The sequence below is a fragment of the Nocardia sp. NPDC060259 genome, from assembly GCF_042728775.1.
GTDB lineage: Bacteria > Actinomycetota > Actinomycetes > Mycobacteriales > Mycobacteriaceae > Nocardia.
The window spans coordinates 1-21515 of sequence record NZ_JBHXAY010000010.1; the positions used below are offsets into that span (position 1 = coordinate 1).

23 protein-coding genes are annotated in these 21515 nt (G+C 69.2%); 11 read left to right on the plus strand and 12 right to left on the minus strand.

The features are described 5' to 3' along the window. Positions 1 to 140: 140 nt before the first annotated feature. The 5 genes from ACFWF2_RS06735 to thiO form a co-directional block, all read right to left on the minus strand. A complete protein-coding gene (locus ACFWF2_RS06735) occupies positions 141 to 899 on the minus strand; it encodes an ABC transporter permease (RefSeq protein ID WP_379305343.1) in 759 nt (252 codons plus the stop codon). Then, positions 899 to 1831: an ABC transporter ATP-binding protein gene (locus ACFWF2_RS06740; protein WP_379305345.1), complete on the minus strand. Its 933-nt coding sequence runs from the start codon at positions 1829 to 1831 to the stop codon at positions 899 to 901. The genes ACFWF2_RS06735 and ACFWF2_RS06740 overlap by 1 nt, the downstream gene beginning before the upstream one ends. 83 nt (positions 1832 to 1914) lie before the next feature. Then, positions 1915 to 2619 carry a thiazole synthase gene (locus ACFWF2_RS06745; protein ID WP_379305532.1) on the minus strand — a complete coding sequence of 235 codons (705 nt, stop codon included), beginning with the start codon at positions 2617 to 2619 and terminating at the stop codon, positions 1915 to 1917. A 49-nt stretch (positions 2620 to 2668) separates the two neighbouring features. Then, positions 2669 to 2884 carry a sulfur carrier protein ThiS gene (gene thiS / locus ACFWF2_RS06750; protein ID WP_189025092.1) on the minus strand — a complete coding sequence of 72 codons (216 nt, stop codon included), beginning with the start codon at positions 2882 to 2884 and terminating at the stop codon, positions 2669 to 2671. Next, positions 2881 to 3963, minus strand: a complete 1083-nt coding sequence (gene thiO, locus ACFWF2_RS06755; protein WP_379305348.1) for a glycine oxidase ThiO — start codon at positions 3961 to 3963, stop codon at positions 2881 to 2883. Before thiO ends, thiS begins: the two co-directional genes overlap by 4 nt. 79 nt (positions 3964 to 4042) lie before the next feature. Between thiO and thiE the strand changes: the two genes are divergently transcribed. After that, positions 4043 to 4744 (plus strand): thiamine phosphate synthase, encoded by a 702-nt coding sequence (thiE, locus tag ACFWF2_RS06760; protein ID WP_379305350.1) that lies wholly within the window; start codon positions 4043 to 4045, stop codon positions 4742 to 4744. Positions 4745 to 4753: 9 nt separating this feature from the next. Here thiE and ACFWF2_RS06765 read toward each other — a convergent pair whose 3' ends face one another. Further along, positions 4754 to 5386, minus strand: a complete 633-nt coding sequence (locus ACFWF2_RS06765) for an NUDIX domain-containing protein (protein WP_379305352.1) — start codon at positions 5384 to 5386, stop codon at positions 4754 to 4756. Between the two features lie 129 nt (positions 5387 to 5515). On the opposite strand from ACFWF2_RS06765, the gene ACFWF2_RS06770 reads away from it, so the two are divergent. The 3 genes from ACFWF2_RS06770 to ACFWF2_RS06780 are packed head-to-tail and all read left to right on the plus strand — an operon-like array spanning position 5516 to position 10475. Further along, complete coding sequence (locus tag ACFWF2_RS06770; RefSeq protein ID WP_379305354.1) at positions 5516 to 6997, plus strand: hypothetical protein; 1482 nt, start codon at positions 5516 to 5518, stop codon at positions 6995 to 6997. After that, positions 6994 to 7956, plus strand: coding sequence for a glutamate ABC transporter substrate-binding protein (locus ACFWF2_RS06775; protein ID WP_379305356.1), 963 nt, complete (start codon positions 6994 to 6996; stop codon positions 7954 to 7956). The genes ACFWF2_RS06770 and ACFWF2_RS06775 overlap by 4 nt, the downstream gene beginning before the upstream one ends. Positions 7957 to 7961: 5 nt before the next feature. Further along, positions 7962 to 10475: a tetratricopeptide repeat protein gene (locus tag ACFWF2_RS06780; RefSeq protein WP_379305358.1), complete on the plus strand. Its 2514-nt coding sequence runs from the start codon at positions 7962 to 7964 to the stop codon at positions 10473 to 10475. Here ACFWF2_RS06780 and ACFWF2_RS06785 read toward each other — a convergent pair. Both ACFWF2_RS06785 and pta read right to left on the minus strand, forming a co-directional pair. Beyond that, on the minus strand, positions 10472 to 11686 hold the full coding sequence (locus ACFWF2_RS06785) for an acetate kinase (protein ID WP_379305534.1): 1215 nt from the start codon (positions 11684 to 11686) through the stop codon (positions 10472 to 10474). The two genes, ACFWF2_RS06780 and ACFWF2_RS06785, sit on opposite strands and share 4 nt — an antisense overlap. Before the next feature lie 52 nt (positions 11687 to 11738). Then, a complete protein-coding gene (gene pta / locus ACFWF2_RS06790; protein ID WP_379305360.1) occupies positions 11739 to 13817 on the minus strand; it encodes a phosphate acetyltransferase in 2079 nt (692 codons plus the stop codon). Between the two features lie 74 nt (positions 13818 to 13891). Here pta and ACFWF2_RS06795 point away from each other — a divergent pair, with 74 nt between their 5' ends. Then, positions 13892 to 14398, plus strand: a complete 507-nt coding sequence (locus ACFWF2_RS06795; protein WP_379305362.1) for a nitroreductase/quinone reductase family protein — start codon at positions 13892 to 13894, stop codon at positions 14396 to 14398. A gap of 78 nt (positions 14399 to 14476) precedes the next feature. After that, positions 14477 to 14860 (plus strand): MerR family transcriptional regulator, encoded by a 384-nt coding sequence (locus ACFWF2_RS06800; protein WP_379305364.1) that lies wholly within the window; start codon positions 14477 to 14479, stop codon positions 14858 to 14860. Positions 14861 to 14952: 92 nt separating this feature from the next. On the opposite strand, the gene fgd is transcribed toward ACFWF2_RS06800, so the two are convergent. Beyond that, a complete protein-coding gene (gene fgd, locus ACFWF2_RS06805; RefSeq protein ID WP_379305366.1) occupies positions 14953 to 15963 on the minus strand; it encodes a glucose-6-phosphate dehydrogenase (coenzyme-F420) in 1011 nt (336 codons plus the stop codon). Between the two features lie 165 nt (positions 15964 to 16128). Between fgd and ACFWF2_RS06810 the strand changes: the two genes are divergently transcribed. From ACFWF2_RS06810 to ACFWF2_RS06825, 4 genes are all read left to right on the plus strand, one after another. Next, complete coding sequence (locus ACFWF2_RS06810; RefSeq protein ID WP_379305536.1) at positions 16129 to 16887, plus strand: HAD-IIA family hydrolase; 759 nt, start codon at positions 16129 to 16131, stop codon at positions 16885 to 16887. Positions 16888 to 16968: 81 nt separating this feature from the next. Continuing rightward, complete coding sequence (locus ACFWF2_RS06815) at positions 16969 to 18060, plus strand: LLM class flavin-dependent oxidoreductase (RefSeq protein ID WP_379305368.1); 1092 nt, start codon at positions 16969 to 16971, stop codon at positions 18058 to 18060. After that, on the plus strand, positions 18057 to 18677 hold the full coding sequence (locus ACFWF2_RS06820) for an FMN reductase (protein ID WP_379305370.1): 621 nt from the start codon (positions 18057 to 18059) through the stop codon (positions 18675 to 18677). The genes ACFWF2_RS06815 and ACFWF2_RS06820 overlap by 4 nt, the downstream gene beginning before the upstream one ends. A gap of 23 nt (positions 18678 to 18700) precedes the next feature. Next, positions 18701 to 19249 (plus strand): YceI family protein, encoded by a 549-nt coding sequence (locus ACFWF2_RS06825; RefSeq protein ID WP_189025063.1) that lies wholly within the window; start codon positions 18701 to 18703, stop codon positions 19247 to 19249. 76 nt (positions 19250 to 19325) lie between these two features. On the opposite strand, the gene ACFWF2_RS06830 is transcribed toward ACFWF2_RS06825, so the two are convergent. Both ACFWF2_RS06830 and ACFWF2_RS06835 read right to left on the minus strand, forming a co-directional pair. After that, positions 19326 to 19565 carry a hypothetical protein gene (locus ACFWF2_RS06830; RefSeq protein WP_379305373.1) on the minus strand — a complete coding sequence of 80 codons (240 nt, stop codon included), beginning with the start codon at positions 19563 to 19565 and terminating at the stop codon, positions 19326 to 19328. Positions 19566 to 19604: 39 nt separating this feature from the next. Further along, positions 19605 to 19835, minus strand: coding sequence for a hypothetical protein (locus tag ACFWF2_RS06835; protein ID WP_379305375.1), 231 nt, complete (start codon positions 19833 to 19835; stop codon positions 19605 to 19607). Between the two features lie 223 nt (positions 19836 to 20058). On the opposite strand from ACFWF2_RS06835, the gene ACFWF2_RS06840 reads away from it, so the two are divergent. Then, positions 20059 to 20763: an FHA domain-containing protein gene (locus ACFWF2_RS06840; protein ID WP_379305376.1), complete on the plus strand. Its 705-nt coding sequence runs from the start codon at positions 20059 to 20061 to the stop codon at positions 20761 to 20763. 8 nt (positions 20764 to 20771) lie between these two features. On the opposite strand, the gene ACFWF2_RS06845 is transcribed toward ACFWF2_RS06840, so the two are convergent. Beyond that, positions 20772 to 21431, minus strand: coding sequence for a serine protease (locus ACFWF2_RS06845; RefSeq protein WP_379305378.1), 660 nt, complete (start codon positions 21429 to 21431; stop codon positions 20772 to 20774). Positions 21432 to 21515 lie beyond the last annotated feature (84 nt).

Sequence of the window (21515 nt, forward strand, 5' to 3'; positions counted from 1 at the left end):
CCGCTGCTTGTGTGCAGCGGACCGGCGGTCGCACCTTCGGCAACCGGGCAGCGGCAGCCGAAGGCCGGGTCGCGCGACCTCCCGACAAGGTCGCGACCCTCGCGGCCCGGGCTCTTGCGAGGGCAGCCCGGGCTGGCTTGTCAGGCGTCGCGGCGGTTGACCACCACGAGCGCACCGGCGAACACGATCGCCACGAAGACGGCGAAGTAGATCAGGCTGCCCCACACGCCCCAGTGCCAGTTGCCCGCGACCTCTTCGACGGTCAGGAAGCGCTGCGCGTTCTGGAACGGCAGGAACGGCTTCACGGTGCGGCCGAAGCTGCCGAACGCGCCGAGCAGACCCTCCAGCAGCAGCGACCAGAGCACGATCAGCGAGATCGCGGCGGCGGACTGGCGCACCAGCACGCCGACGCCGATGGCCAGTACCACGCACAGGAAGGCGTAGATCGGGATGCCGTAGATGGCCCGCCAGTTGCCGTCGAGTACCAGCAGCGGCGCGTCGTCACCGACGAACAGCTTGGATACCGCGAAGGCGATGAGCGCGAGCACACCGGTCAGCACCGCGGCGTACACGCCGACCAGGCCCGCCTTGGACAGGATGACCTTCGACCGGTTCGGCACCGCGAGGAAGCTGGCGCGGATGACGCCGAAGCGGTATTCGCTGGTCACCGTCAGCGCGGCCATGATCATCAGCACCATCACGCCGAAGCCGGAGACGCCGGAGGTCACCAGGCTCGGGGTGAGCAGGGTCGGCATTTCCCCGGGCGGGGTGTTCTCGGCCCGGGTGACCAGCGCGATCAGCGCGGCCAAGCCGATGCCGAGGACAACCACGATCGCCGAGCACCACCAGGGCGAGCGGGTCGAGGTGAGCTTGATTCGTTCCGCAGCGAGCACGCCCATCAGAGCGCACCTCCCATCACCTGGTCGAAGCCTGCGCCGTGGTACTCCACCGCGCCGCCGGTCATCCGCATGAACGCCTCCTCGAGGGAGGCCTGCTGCGGTGCCAGCTCGTAGAGCGTGACGTTGTTGGTTCCGGCCACCTTGCCGACCTCGTCGCTGGTCACGCCCGCGACGATCAGCGCGGCATCGCCCTCTTCCCGCACGGTCATGCCGTGCGAGGTGAGCAGGCTGCGCAGCTGGTCCAGCTGGGGGCTGCGGACCCGGACCGACTGCTCGGAGGCGCGGTCGATGAAGTCCTTGGTGGTGGTGTCGGCGATGAGCTGACCACGCCCGATGACGATCAGGTGCTCGGCGGTCTGGGCCATCTCCGAGAGCAGGTGGCTCGACACGAGCACAGTGCGACCCTCGGCGGCCAGCCGCTGCATGAACCGGCGGATCCACAGGATGCCCTCGGGATCGAGGCCGTTGACCGGCTCGTCGAACAGCAGCACCTTCGGATCGCCGAGCAGGGCGCCCGCCAGGCCGAGCCGCTGCGACATACCCAGCGAGAACCCGCCCGCGTTCTTGCCCGCCACCTCGGACAGGCCGACCAGCCGCAGCACCTCCTCGACCCGCGACTTCGGCAGGTCGTTGGACACGGCCAACCACTCCAGGTGCGCGCGCGCCGAACGGTTCGGATGCACCCACTTGGCGTCCAGCAGCGCGCCGACCTGGGTCAGCGGACGCTCCAGATCCTCGTAGCGCTTGCCGTCGATCAGCGCGGTACCCGAAGTCGGCCGGTCGAGGCCGAGGATCATCCGCATGGTCGTCGATTTACCGGCACCGTTGGGTCCGAGGAACCCGGTCACCTGTCCTGGGTGGACGGTGAACGAGAGATCCTGCACCGCGACGGTCTGGCCGAATTGCTTGGTCAGGCCCCTCAGCTCGATCATGAGCCACAGCTTGCCCGACAAAAGTGGCGAGCGCGTCGCCGGGAGGTCGCGAGTCGGGTCATCCTCGAGGATGACCCCGACCCTTACCTTGCTGGGGAAGAAGCCTGAGCCCAGAACCGCTTGGGGATGCGGCCCGCCTCGCGGGCGAGGTAACCGGCCCGCACGGCCGCCGCCATCGCCGAGGCCATCAGCTCCGGCTCGCGGGCCCTGGTGACCGCGGTGGCCAGCAGCACCGCCGAGCAGCCGAGTTCCATGGCGAGGGCGGCGTCGCTGGCGGTGCCGATGCCCGCGTCGAGGATGACCGGCACGCCCGCGGCGGCGACGATCATCTCGATGTTGTGCGGGTTGCCGATGCCGAGACCGGTGCCGATCGGGGAACCGAGCGGCATGACCGCGGCGCAGCCCGCGTCCTCGAGGCGCTTGGCGAGCACCGGGTCGTCGTTGGTGTAGGGCAGGACGACGAAACCGTCGTCGACCAGCTGTTCGGCGGCGTCGAGCAGCTCGAACGGGTCGGGCAGCAGGGTGCGTTCGTCGGCGACGACCTCGAGCTTGACCCAGTTGGTGTCGAGCGCCTCGCGCGCCAGCTGCGCGGTGAGCACGGCCTCGGCGGCGGTGCGGCAGCCCGCGGTGTTGGGCAGCAGGGTGATGTCGAGGCGCTTGAGCAGGTCGAGGACCCCGGTACCGCCCGCGGCGTCGACCCGGCGCATGGCCACGGTGGTGAGCTCGGTGCCGGAGGCGACAAGGGCCTCTTCGAGGACGGCCAGGTTCTCGGCGCCGCCGGTGCCCATGATCAGGCGCGAGCCGAATTCCTTGTCCGCGATGCGCAGTGGCGTCGGCTCAGCCACCCTGCACCGCCGTCAGCACCTCGATGGTCCAGCCGCGGCCGACGGGCTCGTCCCAGCGCGACTTCGGGAAGACCGCGCCGTCGACCGCCAATGCCACGCCCTGGCACGGCAATTCGAGTCGGGTGAGCAGTTCGCGGATGCTCAATGGCTCGGCGAACTCGTGGTCGACACCGTTGACGGTGACACCGATCGGAATGGTCGAGGTCATCGAACTCCTCCTTGGAACAGCTGCAACGCCGGAAAGCGTTGCGGTGATGCGACTTCCGCGATCGCGGGCGACTCGTCGCCGAGCAGGCGCGGGACGAGGGTCGCGGTGAGGGCGAGGGTGAGCATGCCGTTGCGGCCGTGGCCGGTGGCGGCGACGACCCGGTCGTCGAGCGGGCCGAGCAGCGGCAGGTTGTCGGGGGTGCCGGGGCGGGAGCCCGCATTCGCCTCGGCCAGTTCGTATTCCGAGATGCCGGGCAGGATCGCCTCGGCGTCGGCGATCAGGTCGCGTACGCCGCCGACGGTGACCGTGGTGTCGAAACCGGCTTCGTATTGGGTGGCGCCGACGACGATGCCGTCCTCGCGTGGCACCAGGTAGACCTGCCTGCCGTGCACGCGCGCCCGGATCACCCGGCTCGGCGCCGGACTCACGCCGGGACGCTGCCGCAGCCGCAGGATCTCGCCCTTCACCGGCCGCACCGGCAGGCCGGGCCACAGGTCGGCGGAGCGGGCGCCCGCGGCGAGCACCACCCGGTCGTGCGGTAGATCGTCCAGTGCGGCAACGGCTTCCGCGCGAATCTCGACACCGGCGGCGGTACACGCGGCACGCAGTGCACGCAGCACCCTGCGGTTATCGATCGCGGGTTCGGTGGTGGCCAGCAGACCGGCCCGGACCGTGCGGGCCAGCACGGGCTCCACCGCGCGCACACCGGCGCGATCCAGCACCCGCAGGTCGTGACCGAAGCCGGCCAGCCAGTCCGCGACGGTGCGCAGGTCGGCGGCATCGGCGCCGTCGAGGGCGACGGTCAGTGTCTCGTCGGCGACGAACACCGATTCGCCGGTCACCGCGTGCAGCCGCTCGGCGAACGCGGGCCAGGCATCGAGCGCGGCCGCGCCGAAAGCCAGCACCCGGTCCTCACCGGGCCAGCCCTCCGACAGCGGCGCGAGCATGCCGCCCGCCACGTAGGACGCGCCGGAGCCGGGCGCCGGATCGAAGACGGTGACGGTCCAGCCCGCCTCGGCGGCCTGCCACGCGACGGCGAGTCCGACGGCGCCGCCGCCAACGACCGCCAGAGTCCGCATCACGTTCCACCTGTCTTTTTCCGCCTGTCGAACGCCTCGGCGTTCGCGTCTCCACGGTAGCGCGACTACCGTCGACACCGTGCAGCCCTCCCATCCGAATCGTTCCGTCCCGCCAAGGGAGCGCTTGTCCAGCGCGCTGCTGTATCTGTGCACCGACGCGCGCCGGGACAAGGGTGATCTGGCCCGGTTCGTCGATGCCGCGCTCGCGGGTGGCGTCGACATCGTGCAGCTCAGAGACAAGGGGTCACCCGGTGAGGCCGAATTCGGCCCGCTGGAGGCCAAGGCCGAGCTCGGCGCGCTCGCCGAGATCAAGTCGGCCACCCGCAGGCACGGTGCGTTGCTCGCGGTGAACGACCGCGCCGACATCGCGCTGGCCGCCGGCGCCGACGTCCTGCATCTCGGCCAGGGCGACCTACCGCCCGCCTACGCGCGCCGCATCCTCGGTCCCGACGTGGTGATCGGCCGGTCCACCCACAACCGCGCCCAGGCCGGTCTCGCCGCGATCGACGGCCACCTGGACTACTTCTGCACCGGCCCGATCTGGACAACCCCGACGAAGCCGGGCCGTCAGGCCGCTGGCATCGACCTGGTGCGGTCCACCGCCGATGCCCATCCGTCGATGCCGTGGTTCGCGATCGGCGGTGTCGACGCGGCTCGTCTGCCCGAAGTGCTGTCCGCGGGTGCGCGTCGGGTCGTCGTTGTCCGCGCGATCACCGAAGCGGCCGATCCGGAAGCCGCGGCCAGGGAGCTCAAGCAGGCCCTGCTCGCGGCTACCGACTGAGCAAGACGTTCAGGACAGCAGCTTCGTGAGCGCGGCGGCGAGCTCGCCGGGCTGGTCGGGGCCGATGGTCACCTCGTCGCCAGGGCCGTCGGCCTGGGTGTGCAGCCAGAAGAATCCCCGATCGGCGATCTCGACCGTGCGCGGCAGATCGGGTACGGGAGCGTCGGCGAATCGGACGCGCACCGGTACCGCGCGCAGGGCGATCCAGGCCAGCGCGAACCCCGGATGCAGCGGCAGGTCGGTGACCTCGTCCTCGGGCACCCACACCAGCTCGGAGCTCTCCTTGTTGGCGACGGTGGCCAGCGGGCTCTCGGCGTCGGCGACCACGGTGATGTAGGTCCACCCGCTCGGCGCGGTCATCGTCAGCCGTTCGGCGCGCACGCGCAGGAGGTCGGCGGTGATACCCGCCTCCTCCCAGGCTTCCCTGACCGCGGCGTGTTCGGCGCTCTCGTGCGAATCCCGCGCGCCACCGGGAATGGCCCAGGTACCGCCCTGATGACTCCACGGCGCCCGGTGCTGTAGCAGCACCGCCGAACCCCCACGGGGCAGCGGCGCGCGCAGCAACAGGCCCGCCGCGCCGTACTTGCCCCAGTGCCGAACTCCGCCCGGGCTGTTCGACCACCCGTCTCCGTCACCGCGCATCCAATACTCTTTCCTCCGTAGCAGCCGAGCAGCAACCGCTTCGGGGGTGTCTGAGGGGCTGCGCCACCGGTACGACAACAATAAACTCCGCACCACAAGTGGTGCGCGGACAGGACGGGGAGGTGAACGATGGTCGACTCGGGGAATCGCGATGCCTCGACCGAGGTGGCGGCCGTCCGTTCCGGCCCGTCGCCGCAGGCCACGGGCGGTACGCACGGCACGGAGAGGGTAATCGCCAAGCCGGTGACGAGCGGTCGCACGCCGTCGCGGCGGCCCGCGATCGTCGCCGACCGGCCGCCCGCTCCGGATGTGAAGGCGCTGCGTGCGCTGTTCGATCCGGCGCGCCTGCGTGGTTTCGCGCAGTCCTCGCCGGGCCGGCTGATGGTGGCCGGACTGGTGCTGATGGTGTTGTGTGTGACCGCGGGTGCGGTGACTTCGGCGACCGTCAGCGATCGCCAGCAAGCTCTCGGCGTGCTGCTCGACGACACCGAACCCGACGCGCACTCGGCCAATCACCTCTACACCTCCCTGTCGATCGCCGACGCCGCCGCGGGCACCGCGTTCCTGGCTGGCGGGCTGGAACCGGCGGCCGTGCGCGATCGCTACACCCAGGCCATCGGTGAGGCGGCCGCCGAGTTGGTGACCCAGGCGGGCCACATCTCCATGGAGGAAGCCGCCGACCCGTCCGGCACCGACCGCAAGCTGCGCACCGGTATCGCCACCGGCCTGCCCGTGTACACCGGCCTGATCGAGACCGCGCGCGCCAACAACCGCAACGGCTACCCGGTCGGCGCGGCCTATCTCAGCGAGGCCTCGCATCAGATGCAGACGACCCTGCTGCCGATGGCCGAGGAACTCGAGAGCCACCGGCTCGACGCGATCACCGCCGCGCAGAACCGGCATGTGCTGCCGCCGTGGCCCGCGATCGTGCTGCTGATGCTGGCGCTCGGCGCACTGATCTGGGTTCAGGTCGAACTGGCCCGCCGGTCGCGGCGTGTATTCAATATGGGACTACTGATCGGCACCGGCGCGCTGACGCTGACCCTGATCTGGACCGTGGCGGCCGGCTCGGTGTCCGCGGTGTCGATGATCCGCTGCCGAGACCAGGGCGCCGTCCCCGCGGCCCGGCTGGCCGAGAGCCGCATCCTGGTGCAGCAGGCCAGGGCGGCGGAAATGGTGAAGCTGGTGCGCCGCGACGCGACCGGCGACTACGACCGCACCTTCGACACCAACACCACCCGGCTGACCGAACTGCTCGACGGCTACCCCGAGGACGCGCCGGCCCGCAGTGAGGTCGCCGACGCGCGCGCCGCGCTGGCCCGCTGGCAGTCCGCGCATCAGCGGATGAACGACACCCTCGCCCGCGGCGACTTCACCGGCGCCACCGCCGTCGCCACCGGACCGAGCGCCGCCGACGCGACCGCCCAGGTCGACGCGCTCGACCGGGCACTCGACGAGGCCTCGGCGGCCACCCGGGATACCTTGCGTGACAGGGTTTCCCAGGCCATCGACGTGCTGGCGTTCCTGGCTCCCGGCGCGTTCGTCCTCGGCATCGTGGCCGCCGCGTGCGTCGCGCTCGGCCTGTGGCCGCGACTGCGGGAGTACCGATGAGGCCGGGACGCGCCACCGCGGCGCTGCTGCTCGCGGCGGCGGCGCTGCTCGGCGGCTGTTCCGACAGCACCCCGGAGCCCGCGGACCGCGCCGTCTACTCCGAGCCGCCCCTGCCCGCCAAGGCGATTCCGATCGGCACCGACACACCGCTGCCCACCCCCGACGACAAGCAGTGCGGCGACCCGACAGCCAGCCTGCGGCCGAGCACCTCGCGCGGCCCGACGGTCGACGCCATCCGCGCGCGCGGCAGGCTGATCGTCGGCCTTGACGCAGGCAGCAACCTGTTCAGCTTCCGCGATCCGCTGACCGGGCGCATCGTCGGCTTCGACGCCGACATCGCCCGCGAGATCGCCCGCGACCTGCTCGGCAACCCCGATCTGATCGAATACCGCAGTCTCGCTTCGGAAGAACGCGAACGGGCGCTGCAGGACCACACCGTCGACCTGATCGCCAAGACGATGACGATCACCTGCGAGCGCAAGGAGCGGGTGGCGTTCTCCACCGTGTACCTGCGCGCCGACCAGCGGGTGCTCGCGGTGAAGAACTCGGGCATCAACGGCCTGGCCGACCTGGCGGGCAAGCGGGTGTGCGTGGCGCGCGGCACCACCTCGCTCGACCACATCCGGCGCGACCAGCCCGCCGCCACCATCCTGACCGTGCCGACCTGGGCCGACTGCCTGGTGGTGCTGCAGCAACGCCAGGTCGACGCGGTGAGCACCGACGACGCGATCCTGGCCGGCCTGGCCGCGCAGGACCCCTACACCGAGGTGGTCGGCGACAGCATCAGCGCCGAGCCGTACGGCATCGGCATCCCCAAGGGCGACGACGATCTGGTCCGCTTCGTCAACGCCACGCTCGAGCGCATCCGCAACGACGGCACCTGGGTCCGCATCCACCGCCGCTGGCTCGCCTCCCTCGGGGAGACGCCGAGCCCGCCCGCACCGACGTACCGGGACTGACCGCCATGAGCACGACACCACCGCCGAACGGCGAACCAGCACAGGATGATCCGGAGCGGCAGCAGCCGACGCAGCTGTCCCGGCGCGACGAGGGTGAGCTGCCCGGCGGGTGGACGCTGCCGCCGGCACCGGCCGACGACGAGACCCAGCCGCTGCCCATCCTTCCCGCGCACGCGGCCACCGAGATCGCCGCGGAAAGGTCAGCGGAACCGCCTGCCACCCAGGGCGTCGCGGAAGCGCCCGCCACCCGAGCCTCCCAGCGCCCCGGAGCGTCGGCTGCCACCGAGCTCGCCCACCGGGTCGCCGAACCACCTGGCACCCAGGCGACGCCCGCCGAATCCTGGTCTTCCACACCGCAAACCGGTCCGAGCACCGCCCGATCGGGCCGCAGCGTTCGCACCGCCAGGTCGCGCCCGACCCGCAGACTCGGTGCGGGCCTGGTGCCGATCCCGACCGTCTCCCCCGCCGATCCGCGCGCGGCGGTGCTGGCCGATCCGGTGGTGTCGGAGGGCAGGCGATTCTGCTGGCGCTGCGCGAATCCGGTGGGCCGATCGACCCCGGCGCGCGCCGCGTCGTCGGCGGGCAAGTGCGAAACCTGCGGCGCCGCCTACGATTTCCGGCCTTCACTGCACGAGGGCGACATGGTCGCCGGGCAGTACGAGATCCAGGGCTGTATCGCGCACGGCGGTCTCGGCTGGATCTATCTGGCCATCGACCGCAATGTCAGCGACCGCTGGGTGGTGCTCAAGGGACTGCTGCACGCCGGGGACGCCGAGGCGCAGGCCGTGGCGGTGGCCGAGCGGCAGTTCCTGGCGGAGGTGGCGCATCCGAGCATCGTCAAGATCCACAACTTCGTCGAGCACACGGCGCCCGACGGGTCCGGCATCGGCTACATCGTCATGGAATACGTCGGCGGCCAATCACTGCGCGACATTCTCGACGCGATGCCACCCGGTGAGCGGATGCCGCTGGCCGAGGCCATCGCCTACGTGCTGGAGATCCTGCCCGCGCTGGACCACCTGCACTCGACCGGCCTGACCTACAACGACCTCAAGCCCGACAATGTGATGGTCACCGAGGACCAGGTGAAGCTGATCGACCTCGGCGCGGTCGCCACCATCGAAGCCTACGGAAACCTCTACGGAACCAAAGGTTTCCAGGCGCCGGAGATCGCCAGGACGGGCCCGACGCCCGCCTCCGACGTGTACACGGTCGGCCGGACATTGGCCGCGCTCACCCTGGCGCTGCCCAGCGAGCACGGCCGCTACCTCGACGGTATCCCCGATCCCGCAGGCGAGCCGCTGCTGGCCCGCTACGAGTTCTTCCACCGATTCCTGCTCACCGCCACCGAACCCGATCCGGCACAGCGGTTTCCGTCGGCGCGGGCGATGTCGGCGCAGCTGGCCGGTGTGTTGCGGGAGATCCTCGCCTATGACACCGGCACCGAACACCCCCAGCTGTCCACCGTCTTCAGTCCGCAGCGCACCAGCTTCGGCACCGAGGAACTGATCAGCCAGACCGACGCCTACCTCGACGGCGTCGGCCGTTCCCCACTCCTGGATTCTCACGATGTCGTCGCGGCCCTGCCGATTCCGCTGATCGATCCGGCCGACCCGTCCGCCCCGCTGCTGGCGGCGACCGCGAACCTGGAGCCGGAGCGGGTACTCGAAGCACTGCACGACGCCCGCGAGCGCGCCGAGGCCGACCCGGACAACGCCCCGGAAACCCTCGCGGGCGAGCTGGTCTTCGCCGAGGTACGCGCCCGCCTCGACCTCGGCGAATCGGCGGCGGTGCTGCACCTGCTCGACCGCGTCCGAGGCGAATCCGATTGGCGCGCCGACTGGTTCACCGGCCAGGCACACCTGCTCGAACTGGACTACGAGGCCGCCTTCGCCTCCTTCGAGGCCGTCCTGCGGGTGCTGCCCGGCGAGATCGCCCCCAAGCTGGCACTGGCCGCCACCGCGGAACTCATTCTGCAGCACTGGGTTTCCGACGCCCCCGAACAGTGGCGATCCTTCGCCGAACGCTATTACGACACCGTGTGGCGCACCGACCGCGCCGTGGTGAGCGCCGCCTTCGGCCTGGCCAGACAGCTCGCGGTGGCGAACCGGGTCGGCGAGGCGGTGCACGCCCTCGACGACGTCCCCGCGGCATCCCGCCACTTCACCACGGCCCAGACCACAGCGATCCTGTTGCTGCTCACCAGCGCCCCCGTCGCCGACCTCGACGAACAGACCCTGCGCCTGGCCGCCTCCCGCGCCCAGTCCATCCCACCGGGCGAGCACCGCGCGACGCTCATGCGCACCCTCGTCCAGGGCACCGCACTGGCCTGGCTGCAGGCAGGCAACACCCCGAAACGCAAGGACGCCAAACTCTTCGGCCGCCCCTTCGACGAACGAGACCTCCGCGACGGCACCGAATCCGGCCTACGCGCCCTCGCCCGCAACGCCCCGGACCGAACCCACCGCTACGCCCTGGTCGACCTGGCCAACTCCCTGCGCGCGAAGTCCTGGTTCTAGCCGGTGGCCAGCTTGTGCGCGGCGCGGGCGATCGCCAGCTCTTCGTTGGTCGGCACCACCAGCACCGTCACCGGCGCGAACTCCGGCGAGATCGCCCGGATGCCAGGGGTTCTCGTCTCGTTGCGGACCGGGTCGACCTCGACGCCGAGGTTTTGCAGCCCGGCCAGGGCGTCGGCGCGCACGGACGCGCTGTTCTCGCCGACGCCCGCGGTGAAGACGATGCTGTCGACGGTGCCGAGTTCGACCAGGTAGGCGCCGAGGTAGCGGCGCAGGCGGTGGATGTAGACGTCGTAGGCCAGTTTCGCGGCTGTGTCGCCGTTGTCGATGAGCTGCTGTAGCTCGCGGAAGTCGTTGACGCCGGACAGGCCCTTGATTCCGGAATCGCGGTTGAGCAGCTGCTCGACGGCGGGCAGATCGAGCCCGGCGACGTTCATCAGGTGCGGCATGATCCCGGGGTCGAGGTCGCCCGGTCGCGTCCCCATCACCAGACCCTCGAGCGGGGTCATGCCCATGGTGGTGTCGACCGCTACGCCACCGGCGACGGCCGAGGCAGACGCGCCGTTGCCGAGGTGGAAGATGATCTGGTTGAGCTCCTCGGTGGGCCTGCCCAGGAACTCCGCCGCCTTCTCGGACACGTATTGGTGCGAGGTGCCGTGGAAGCCGTACTTGCGGACACCGTGCGCGGCAGCCACTTTCGCGTCGATCGCGTAGGTCTTGGCGGCCTCGGGAAGGGTGTGGAAGAAGGCGGTGTCGAACACCGCGACCTCCGGGATGCCGGGCAGCAGTTCCCTGGTCGACTCGATGCCGATCACATTGGCCGGGTTGTGCAGCGGCGCGAGGACCGAGAGCTCGTCGATGGTGCGCACGACCTCGTCGGTGATGAGCGTCGGCTGCCAGAACACTTCGCCGCCGTGCACCACCCGGTGCCCGACCGCGCCGATCCCGATCGTGGTCAGGTCGATGCCGGTCTCGCGGAACATCTCGAACGCCTGCCGCAGGCCGGCCCGGTGATCCGCGATCGTCCCCTCGTGCACGAGCTTTCGGTCACCGCACTCGTGCACGATCCGGCCGCCGTGTGCCTCGCCGATCTTCTCGACCAGTCCGGAAGCCAGCACCTGCGCCGAGTCTGCGTGCAGCAGTTGATATTTGATCGAAGAGGAGCCGCAGTTCAGCACCAGCACCAAGTCGCTCACACTGCCTCCATGCGGCATGCTCGGGCGCCCTGCGTGGTCACGCAAGCTACCTCCTCCGGGCGCTGACCTCTCATGCCTGATCTCCCTGAGCCTGGATGGCGGTGATGGCCACTGTATTGACGATGTCGGCGACCAGCGCGCCACGCGACAGGTCGTTGACCGGCTTGCGCAGACCCTGCAGCACCGGGCCGATCGCGACAGCGCCCGCGCTGCGCTGCACCGCCTTGTAGGTGTTGTTGCCGGTATTGAGGTCGGGGAAGACGAACACCGTCGCCCGGCCTGCTACCTCCGAATCCGGCAGTTTGGTGCTGGCCACGGCGGGCTCGATCGCGGCGTCGTACTGGATCGGGCCTTCCACCGGCAGCTGCGGTGCGCGCTCGCGCACCAATACCGTTGCGGCGCGGACCTTGTCGACATCGGCGCCGGTGCCCGACGCGCCGGTCGAGTACGACAGCATGGCCACCCGCGGATCGATGCCGAAGCGGGCCGCGGTCTCGGCCGACGACATCGCGATATCGGCGAGCTGCTCGGAGGTCGGGTCCGGCACCACCGCGCAGTCGCCGTAGGCGAGGACACGATCGGCCAGGCACATCAGGAACACGCTCGACACCGTCGAGACGCCCGGCACGGTCTTGATGATCTCGAACGAGGGGCGGATGGTGTGCGCGGTGGTGTGCGCGGCGCCGGAGACCATGCCGTCGGCGATCCCCTTGTAGACCATCATCGTGCCGAAATACGAGATGTCGGCCATGGTTTCGCGGGCCCGCTCGAGCGTCATGCCCTTGTGCTTGCGTAATTCGGTGTACTCGGCGGCGAATTCGTCGAGGTAGCCGGAGCTGCGCGGATCGAGCACCTGCGCGGCGGCGATGTCGACACCGAGCTCGGCGGCGCGGGCGCGGACGGCGGTCTCGTCGCCGAGGATGGTGAGGTCGGCGATCTTGCGCTGCAGCACCCGGCCCGCGGCGCGCAGGATGCGGTCGTCGTCGCCCTCGGGCAACACGATTCGCTTGCGATCGGCGCGGGCCCGGTCGATCAGCTGGTACTCGAACATCTGCGGGGTGACCACGTGCGAGGGCGGCACCTGGATGCGTTTCAGCAGCTCGGGCGCGTCGACCCGCTCCTCCATCAGCGCCAGCGCGGTGTCGACCTTGAGCGGGCTGCCCGCCCACATCCGGCCGCGCGTGCGGTGCACGGCGCTGGCGGTGTCGTAGGTGCCGAGCTCGGTGGTGAGGATCGGCAGCTTCGGGTGCAGGCCTTCCATCAGGCGCGCGATCGCCGGATGCGGGCGGATGCCGCCGTTCATGATGATGCCAGCCAGCGACGGAAAGCCCTCGGCCTCATGGGCATTCACCACGCTGAGCAGGACGTCGGAGCGGTCGCCCGGCGCGATCACGACCACACCGTCGGAGAGTCGTTCCAGGATGTGCTCGGCGGTCATGCCGCCGACCATGATCCTGAGCGCCTCACGCTGCAGCAGTTCCGGGTCGCCGCTGTAGATCTCGCCGTCGATGGCGCCGCACAGCTCGCCCATGGTGGGCGCCATCAGCAACGGCACCTCGGGCAGCGTCCACGACGGCACATCGAAACCGTCCAGGCTGGAACAGATCTCGTCGGTCTCGGCAGGCACGCACCGGTTGACGACGACCGCGACCAGCTGGGCGTGCTCGGCGGCCAGCTCGGTCGAACACAGCTCCACCAGCTGTTTGACCTCGGCGGGCGTGCGGTCGGCGCCGCGCACCACCAGCAGCACCGGCGCGCCGAGGTTCACCGCGATGCGGGCGTTGTAGCGCAGCTCGCTCGGGCTGGCGACGTCGGTGTAGTCGCTGCCGACGATCACCACCGCGTCGCAGGCCTTGGCGACGTCATGGAACCGCATCACGATCTCGCTGATCGCGGCGTCGGGGTCGCGGTGCACGTCTTCGTAGGTGACGCCGATGGCCTGGTCGTAACCGATATCGGCGGTGCTGTGCTCGAGCAGCAGTTCCAGGATGTAGTCGGGCTCGGCGGTCGAGCGGGTGATCGGGCGGAACACCCCGACCCTGGCCGTGGTGGCGCACAACATCTGGAGAACGCCGAGCGCCACCGTGGATTTTCCGGTGTCACCCTCGGGTGAGGCGATGTACACGGTGGACGGGGCATGTTCGACCATGGTCGCGAGCTTAGTTAATCGACGGCGATTCCGGAGTTCGGTGTGGCGCGATCGGCCGCGTTATAGTCCGGCCCATGACTTCGCAGTTCCCGGATCGGCAGTGGGGTTCACGCACCAATCTCCTGTCCCGCGCGGCCAATCGTTTCGCGGCGACCAAGCCGGGATCCTGGCTGATCCGCACGGTGACGCCGCTGGACCGAGCCGTGCTCGAGCGCACCGACGCCAAGTACACCGTGCTCGGCCCGATCGGCGCCCCGGTCATCCTGCTGACCACCACCGGCCGCAAATCCGGTGTCGCGCGCACCCAGCCGCTGCTCTACGTCCACGACGGCGACGCCCTGTATGTGGTCGGTTCCAACTTCGGCCAGGACCACCACCCGGCGTGGACGGGGAATCTGCTCGCCGATCCGTCGGCCACCGTCGCCATCGCGGGCGAGCGCATCCCGGTCGTGGCCACCCCGGTGCCCGACGCGGACAAGGACGCGCTGTTCGCCCGGTTCATCGAGATCACCGGCGCCTACGCCGCCTACCGCGACCGCACCACGCGCAACCTGCGCATGTTCGCCCTGCGCCGGGCATAGCGAGTACCAACGCGGCGTTCTTGCCTTGACACCGACGGCAAGGTCTACCTTGACGGCGACGGTCATCGAGGAGGTCGCATGCTGATCGGCGAACTGGCCGAACGCACCGGGTCCAGTGCTCGCGCGCTGCGCTACTACGAGCAGCACGGGTTGGTCGAGCCGCGGCGCGACGCCAAGGGCTACCGGATCTACGACGAGATAGAACTGCGCGTCGTGCACAAGATCCACGCGCTGCGCACCGTCGGGTTCGAGCTGGCCGACATGCATCCGTTCGTCGCTTGTCTGCGCGCGGGCGACGGCTCGGGCGACGGTTGTCCCGACTCCGTCGAGGAACTGCGCCGCAAACTCGACGAGGTCGACGCGGCGGCCGAGCGGCTCGCCGCGATCCGGCGGCAACTGGCCGCTCAGCTCGTCGACGCGCTCGCCGCCGAATCCGGGGATCCCGCCTGCTCGCTCCGATGATCGTTCGTCCAGTGCCGTTTGTCGCCGGCGTGACGACGCGCGGACCCGCCCGGCCGTCGGCGAGATGCCGGAATCGGCCGGGCGGGACGCGGTCAGCCCAGAGCGCGCAGCCGCGGCGCCAGATCCCGCTTGAACAGGTCGAGGAAACGCAGCTGGTCGTGGCCGGGTGCATGGAAGACCAGATGGTTGAGACCCGCGTCCAGGTAGGGCTTGATCTGGGCGACGGCCTCGTCGGGATCACTGGCCACGATCCACCGCTTGGCGACCTGTTCGATCGGCAGCGCGTCGGCGGCCGCCTCCATCTCGATCGGATCGGTGATGTCGTGCTTCTGCTCGGCCGTCAGCGACAGCGGTGCCCAGAAGCGCGTGTTCTGCAGTGCCAGTTCGGGATCGGTGTCGTAGGAGATCTTGATCTCGATCATCTTGTCGATGGCGGCCAGGTCGCGGTCGGCCTTGGCCGCGCCCTCGGCGACGGCGGGCAGCAACTTCTCGGTGTAGAGGTCCATGCCCTTGCCGGAGGTGCAGATGAAACCGTCACCGGCGCGGCCCGCGTACCTGGCCACGACCGGGCCGCCCGCGGCGATGTAGACGGGGATGCCGCCCTTGGGCACGTCATAGATGGAGGCGCCGACGGTGTGGTAGTACTCGCCCTCGAAATCGACGCGCTCACCGGTCCACAGCTCACGCATCAGATTCACCGACTCACGCAGCCGGGCGAAACGCTCCTTGAAATCGGGCCATTCGCCCTTGTATCCGGTGGCGATCTCGTTGAGCGCCTCGCCGGTACCGACACCGAGCATGACCCGGCCCGGGTACAGGCAGCCGAAAGTGGCGAAGGCCTGCGCGATCACCGCCGGGTTGTAGCGGAAGGTGGGCGTCAGCACCGAGGTGCCGAGCATGATCCGCTCGGTGCGCTCACCGGCGGCGGCCAGCCAGGCCAGCGAGAACGGCGCGTGCCCGCCGTTGTGCCGCCACGGCTGGAAGTGATCGCTGACGGTCGCGCTGTCGAGACCGTGCTCCTCGGCGGCCACCGCCAGCTCGACGAGCTCGCGCGGCCCGAACTGCTCTGCCGATGCCTTGTATCCGAGCTTGAGATCAACCATCTCAGCCACTCCTGTCGTTCGCTTCGTCGCAGCCCCTGCCGCATCGACACTAACCAACGCCGAGTGCGACTGTCCGGTAGCAGTGGGCTCGCACCGCTGCCGTGTTTAGCGGATGATTTGCTGGTGACCACCAAGGATGAGCAGATCTTGTCGTACCTGACCGACATGGACGGTGTGCTGGTGCACGAGGATCATTTGATCCCCGGCGCCGACGAGTTCCTGGCCGAACTGCGCGAGAACGAGATCCCGTTCCTCGTCCTGACCAACAATTCGATCCGCACCCCGCGCGACCTGCAGGCCCGCCTGCGCCACACCGGCCTCGACATCCCCGAGGAGTCCATCTGGACCTCGGCGCTGGCCACCGCGACCTTCCTCGATGACCAGCGGCCCAACGGCACCGCCTATGTGGTCGGCGAGTCCGGGCTCACCACCGCTTTGCACGAGATCGGCTACGTGCTCACCGACAGCGACCCCGACTACGTGGTACTCGGCGAGACCCGCACCTACTCCTTCGAGGCGATCACCACCGCGATCCGCCTGGTCGACCGCGGTGCCAAATTCATCGCGACCAACCCGGACGCCACCGGACCGTCGCGCGACGGCGTGCTGCCCGCCACCGGCTCGGTCGCCGCGCTGATCACCCGCGCGACCGGCAAGGAGCCGTACTACGTCGGCAAGCCGAACCCGCTGATGATGCGCTCGGCCCTGCGCCGCATCGGCGCGCACTCGCAGTCCACCGTGATGATCGGCGACCGGATGGACACCGACGTGATCGCCGGCCTGGAAGCGGGCATGCGCACGGTCCTGGTCACCTCGGGCATCTCCACCAAGGCCTCGGTCGAGAAGTACCCGTTCCGCCCCACCCTGGTCGTCGACTCGGTCGCCGACCTGATCAACCGCACCCGCACCCCGTTCGTGGACTGACCCCCGATGTGAGCTGCGTCTCACCGGAATAGGTTCCGCCACTCGCTGGTTATAGTTGCCATGGCAACCAAAGGAGGGCCCGTGCAGTTCGGAATCTTCACCGTCGGCGATGTGACCACCGATCCCACGAACGGCCGCACCCCGACCGAGGCCGAGCGGATCAAGGCGATGGTCGCGATCGCGCAGAAGGCCGAGGAAGTGGGTCTGGATGTGTTCGCGATGGGCGAGCACCACAATCCGCCCTTCGTGCCGTCCTCGCCGACCACCATGCTCGGCTACATCGCGGGCCGCACCGACAACATCCTGCTGTCCACCTCGACCACGCTGATCACCACGAACGACCCGGTCAAGATCGCCGAGGACTTCGCGATGCTGCAGCACCTGGCCGACGGCCGGGTCGACCTGATGCTCGGTCGCGGCAACACCGGGCCGGTCTATCCGTGGTTCGGCAAGGACATTCGCGACGGTATTCCCCTGGCCATCGAGAACTACCATCTGCTGCACCGGCTTTGGCGCGAAGACGTCGTGGACTGGGAGGGCAAGTTCCGTACGCCGCTGCAGTCGTTCACCTCGACGCCGCGTCCGCTCGACGACGTCCCGCCGTTCGTCTGGCACGGCTCGATCCGCAGCCCGGAGATCGCCGAGCAGGCCGCGTACTACGGTGACGGCTTCTTCGCCAACCACATCTTCTGGCCCACCGACCACTTCCAGCGGCTGATCGATCTGTACCGCCGTCGCTACGAGCACTACGGACACGGCAGCGCCGACCAGGCCATCGTCGGTCTCGGCGGACAAGTGTTCCTGCGCAAGAACTCCCAGGACGCGATCCGGGAATTCCGGCCGTACTTCGACAACGCGCCCGTCTACGGGCACGGCCCGTCGCTGGAGGAGTTCACCGAGCAGACCCCGCTCACCGTCGGCAGCCCGGAACAGGTCATCGAGAAGACGCTCACCTTCCGCGAGCACTTCGGTGACTACCAGCGCCAGCTGTTCCTCGTCGACCACGCGGGCCTGCCGTTGAAGACGGTGCTCGAACAGCTCGATCTGCTCGGCGAGGAGGTAATTCCGGTGCTGCGCAAGGAGTTCGCGGCACGCAGGCCCGCGCACGTGCCGGACGCGCCGACCCACGCCTCGCAGCTCGCCGCGAAGACCGCGACGGAGGTGACCGCATGACCACTCGGATCGCGGTGGTGTCGGCCGGGCTGTCGCAGCCCTCGTCGACACGGCTGCTGGCCGACCGGCTGGCCACGGCCACCGCTCGCGAATTGCGTGCGGCAGGCGGTGAAGTCGAGCTGGAGTTCGTCGACCTGCGCGACCACGCCCGCGATCTCGCCGACAATCTGCTCACCGGGTTCCCCGCGCCGTCGCTGCGGTCGGCGATCGACAAGGTCGTCTCCGCCGACGGAGTGATCGCGGTGACGCCGATCTTCAGTGCCTCCTACAGCGGCTTGTTCAAGACGTTCTTCGATGTGCTGGAAGCGGATGCGCTGGCAGGCATGCCAGTGCTGACCGGTGCCACCGGCGGCACCGAGCGCCACTCACTGGCGCTCGAACACGCGATGCGCCCGCTGTTCGCCTACCTGCGCTCGACCGTCGTCCCCACCGCCGTCTACGCGGCATCGACCGACTGGGGCGCGCACGGGGCCGACCAGGCACTGAACAACCGAATCGACCGCGCCGCAGCCGAATTCACCGGCCTGCTGCTCGGCAAGAAAGCCCACCGACCCACCGACCCCTACGCCGAGACGACCCCGTTCGAGGATCTGCTCGCCGCCAACCTCCCCCGCTGAACCCAACCCCCGAAGGAGAACTCATGACCACCGCACTCGCCACCGGCCTCACCGCAGGTACCTGGGCCATCGACCCCACCCACTCCACCGTCGGCTTCTCCGTACGCCACCTGATGGTGAGCAAAGTCCGCGGCCGCTTCACCGACTTCGACGGCGCCCTCGTCATCGGCGAAGACGGCACCGCCTCCGCGCACGCCGAGATCCGCGTCGACTCCCTCACCACCGACAACGCCCAGCGCGACGGCCACCTGCGCACCGCCGACTTCTTCCACGCCGAACAGTTCCCCGTGATGACCTTCAAGTCCACCGGATTCCGCGGCGATGGCAGCGATTTCGTCGTCGACGGCGAATTCACCGTGCGCGGCAACACCAAGCCGGTCTCGCTCGAGGTCGAGTTCCTCGGCGTCAACCCGGGCATGGGCAACGGCCCGGTCGCCGGCTTCGAAGCCAAGACCGTGGTCTCCCGCCGCGACTTCGGCCTCGACATCGACATGCCGCTCCCCGACGGCGGCGCCGTCATCGGCGACAAGATCACTCTCACCCTGGAGATCGAGGTCGCCCTGCAGAGCTGACCACGCACCACCCGTCGCCCTCGCCGCCTACCGGTCGGCGGGGGCTTCGTGCTGTTCGGCTACCCGGGCCCGGGGCTCACGCCACGCAAGCGAAGTAGCCGATGATGCCGGCGGAGAACGCGGGAATGCAGGTCAGGAAATTCCACGGGAACATGATCATCCAGAAGACCGGCTGGGCCTCGTGGACGGAAGCCGGGACCGAAATCGGTACTGGTACCGGTGCTGGTGCTGGTTCGGCGGTGGCCATACCCGAACCCAAGGCGATCATCGGGGCGATCGCCAAGGCTGCTGCCGTCGCCCGAAACTTTCCACTCATGATGTTTCTCCATCAAAACTGACGTCTGAGGCCGATGTCCTAAGCCACGCACGTGAAGTAGGCGGGAAGGCCGCCGAAGATCGCGGGAACGCAGATGACGAAATTGAACGGGAACAGCAACGCATTGAAGACCGGCTGGGCCTCTTCGACGGCCGATACCGGTGTCGGCGCGGGCGCAGGCGCCGAATCGGCGGCCGCCATACCCGAGCCAAGGGCAATCACCGGAGCCACCGCGAAGGCAGCCGCCGCCGCCCGGAACTTTCCACTCATGACGAACCTCCATCAACTGATGTCGAAGGCCGCGTGCGACACGGCCTCACGGCTGGCGTGATTCCATGCATCGATTCTGCGTCGGGGATATGCGGGGCCACTATCCTCCCGAGGGTTGAAAACCCTCATCCCTGGCGGCGGCGCATTCGAGTGGTCGACTACTCATGTGATCGTTACCGCGGCGCGGCACACTGGATCCATCGCAGCAGAATGAGGGCAGGTCATGGCCAGATCGAGCGGTGCGAGGACACTCGGGAACAACGTGAGCACGGTGGTGGACTGGCATGTGTGGCCGCGACCACCCGGTATTTGCACGCTGACCTCGGCGTTCGGGAACGGGAATCGCCGCGAGTACCGCCTCGATCGCTACGGGGGCACCGTTTCCATCGGGCGCTCGGATGCCGCCGACATCGTGGTCTCCGACGATTCGACAGTGTCGCGGCTGCACGCCGTCATCGAGCAGATCTGTGACTGCTGGGTCGTCGTCGACGACGGAATGTCGACAAATGGGACATTCGTCAATGGCGAGCGCATCGGCGGGCGCCGGACTCTCGAATCCGGCGACACCCTCAAGGTCGGGCAAACGGTGTTCGCGTTCACCGAGGGCGGCCGCTTGCCTGTGGAAGAAGTGCCGACGACGCCCGTCCTGCGGGTGTCACGGAATTCGCTCACCGATGCCCAATACCTGGTTCTGGAGGCACTGTGCGGGTCCCGCGAGGAGGAGATCGCGCATTGCTACCCCGCCTCGAACTGCCAGATCGCCCAGGATCTGTGCCTGAGCATCGCCACCGTGAAGACCCACCTGCGGGCCCTGTGCCGCAGGTTCCAGGTCGACGATTTCCCGCAGAACCAGAAACGGGTCGTCCTGGTCGAGCGGGCCCTCGCCAGCGGCGTGCTGGCCGATCGCAAGCCCGGTGCCGCCGACTGAGCATTCGGTCAGATCGGGCGGAACCCCGCTCCGACGCCACCGTGCGCATCGATGTCGCCGAGGATGCTGGCCATGTTCATGCCGACCTCCGGTCCGAGGCACGGCACGTACATGTACCCGTTGACCATGCCGACCAGGGTGGTGCCGACCACGACAGGGCCGCCGGAGTCACCGGAGATGACACAGATCTGCGTGATGGTCGCGACGTTGGATTGCAGCGGATCGCCCCAGGTGATGCCACAGGTCTGGCCGGTGGTGCGGCCTTCTTTGCAGGCGATGGCGGGGAACTGCGCCGGTCCGCCGGTCCCGGTGATCGTGGTGTTGCCGACGCGGTTCACCGGAACGACCATGGCCGGGTCGAAGGTGATCACGGCGTAGTCCATGTTTTCGTTGAGGTAGGCGATCTCGCCGACGACGCCTGCGCCGGCATTGGCCTCGGCGGTGATGTCGGCGCCGAGGGGACCGCAGTGCGCGGCGGTGAGCCCGACCAGCCGACCGCCGGAATCGTGCCCGATCGTAGTGAGCGTGCAGGTGGCGTCGTTCACGCCGATGCCGGAACCGCCGCCGAGGACGGCTGGATCCGCGGCGTTCGCCGTCCCGATCTGCCCGGCCATCGTCATGCCGAGCGCTGCCAGTACTGCGCCTACTGCTGCGATTGCTCTTGACATATCCGATCCGTTCCGTTGGACGCGGCTATCTCTTGTGGTGCGAAACGATAGCAAGTCCACATCACGCCACGGTCTCCTCGGCGG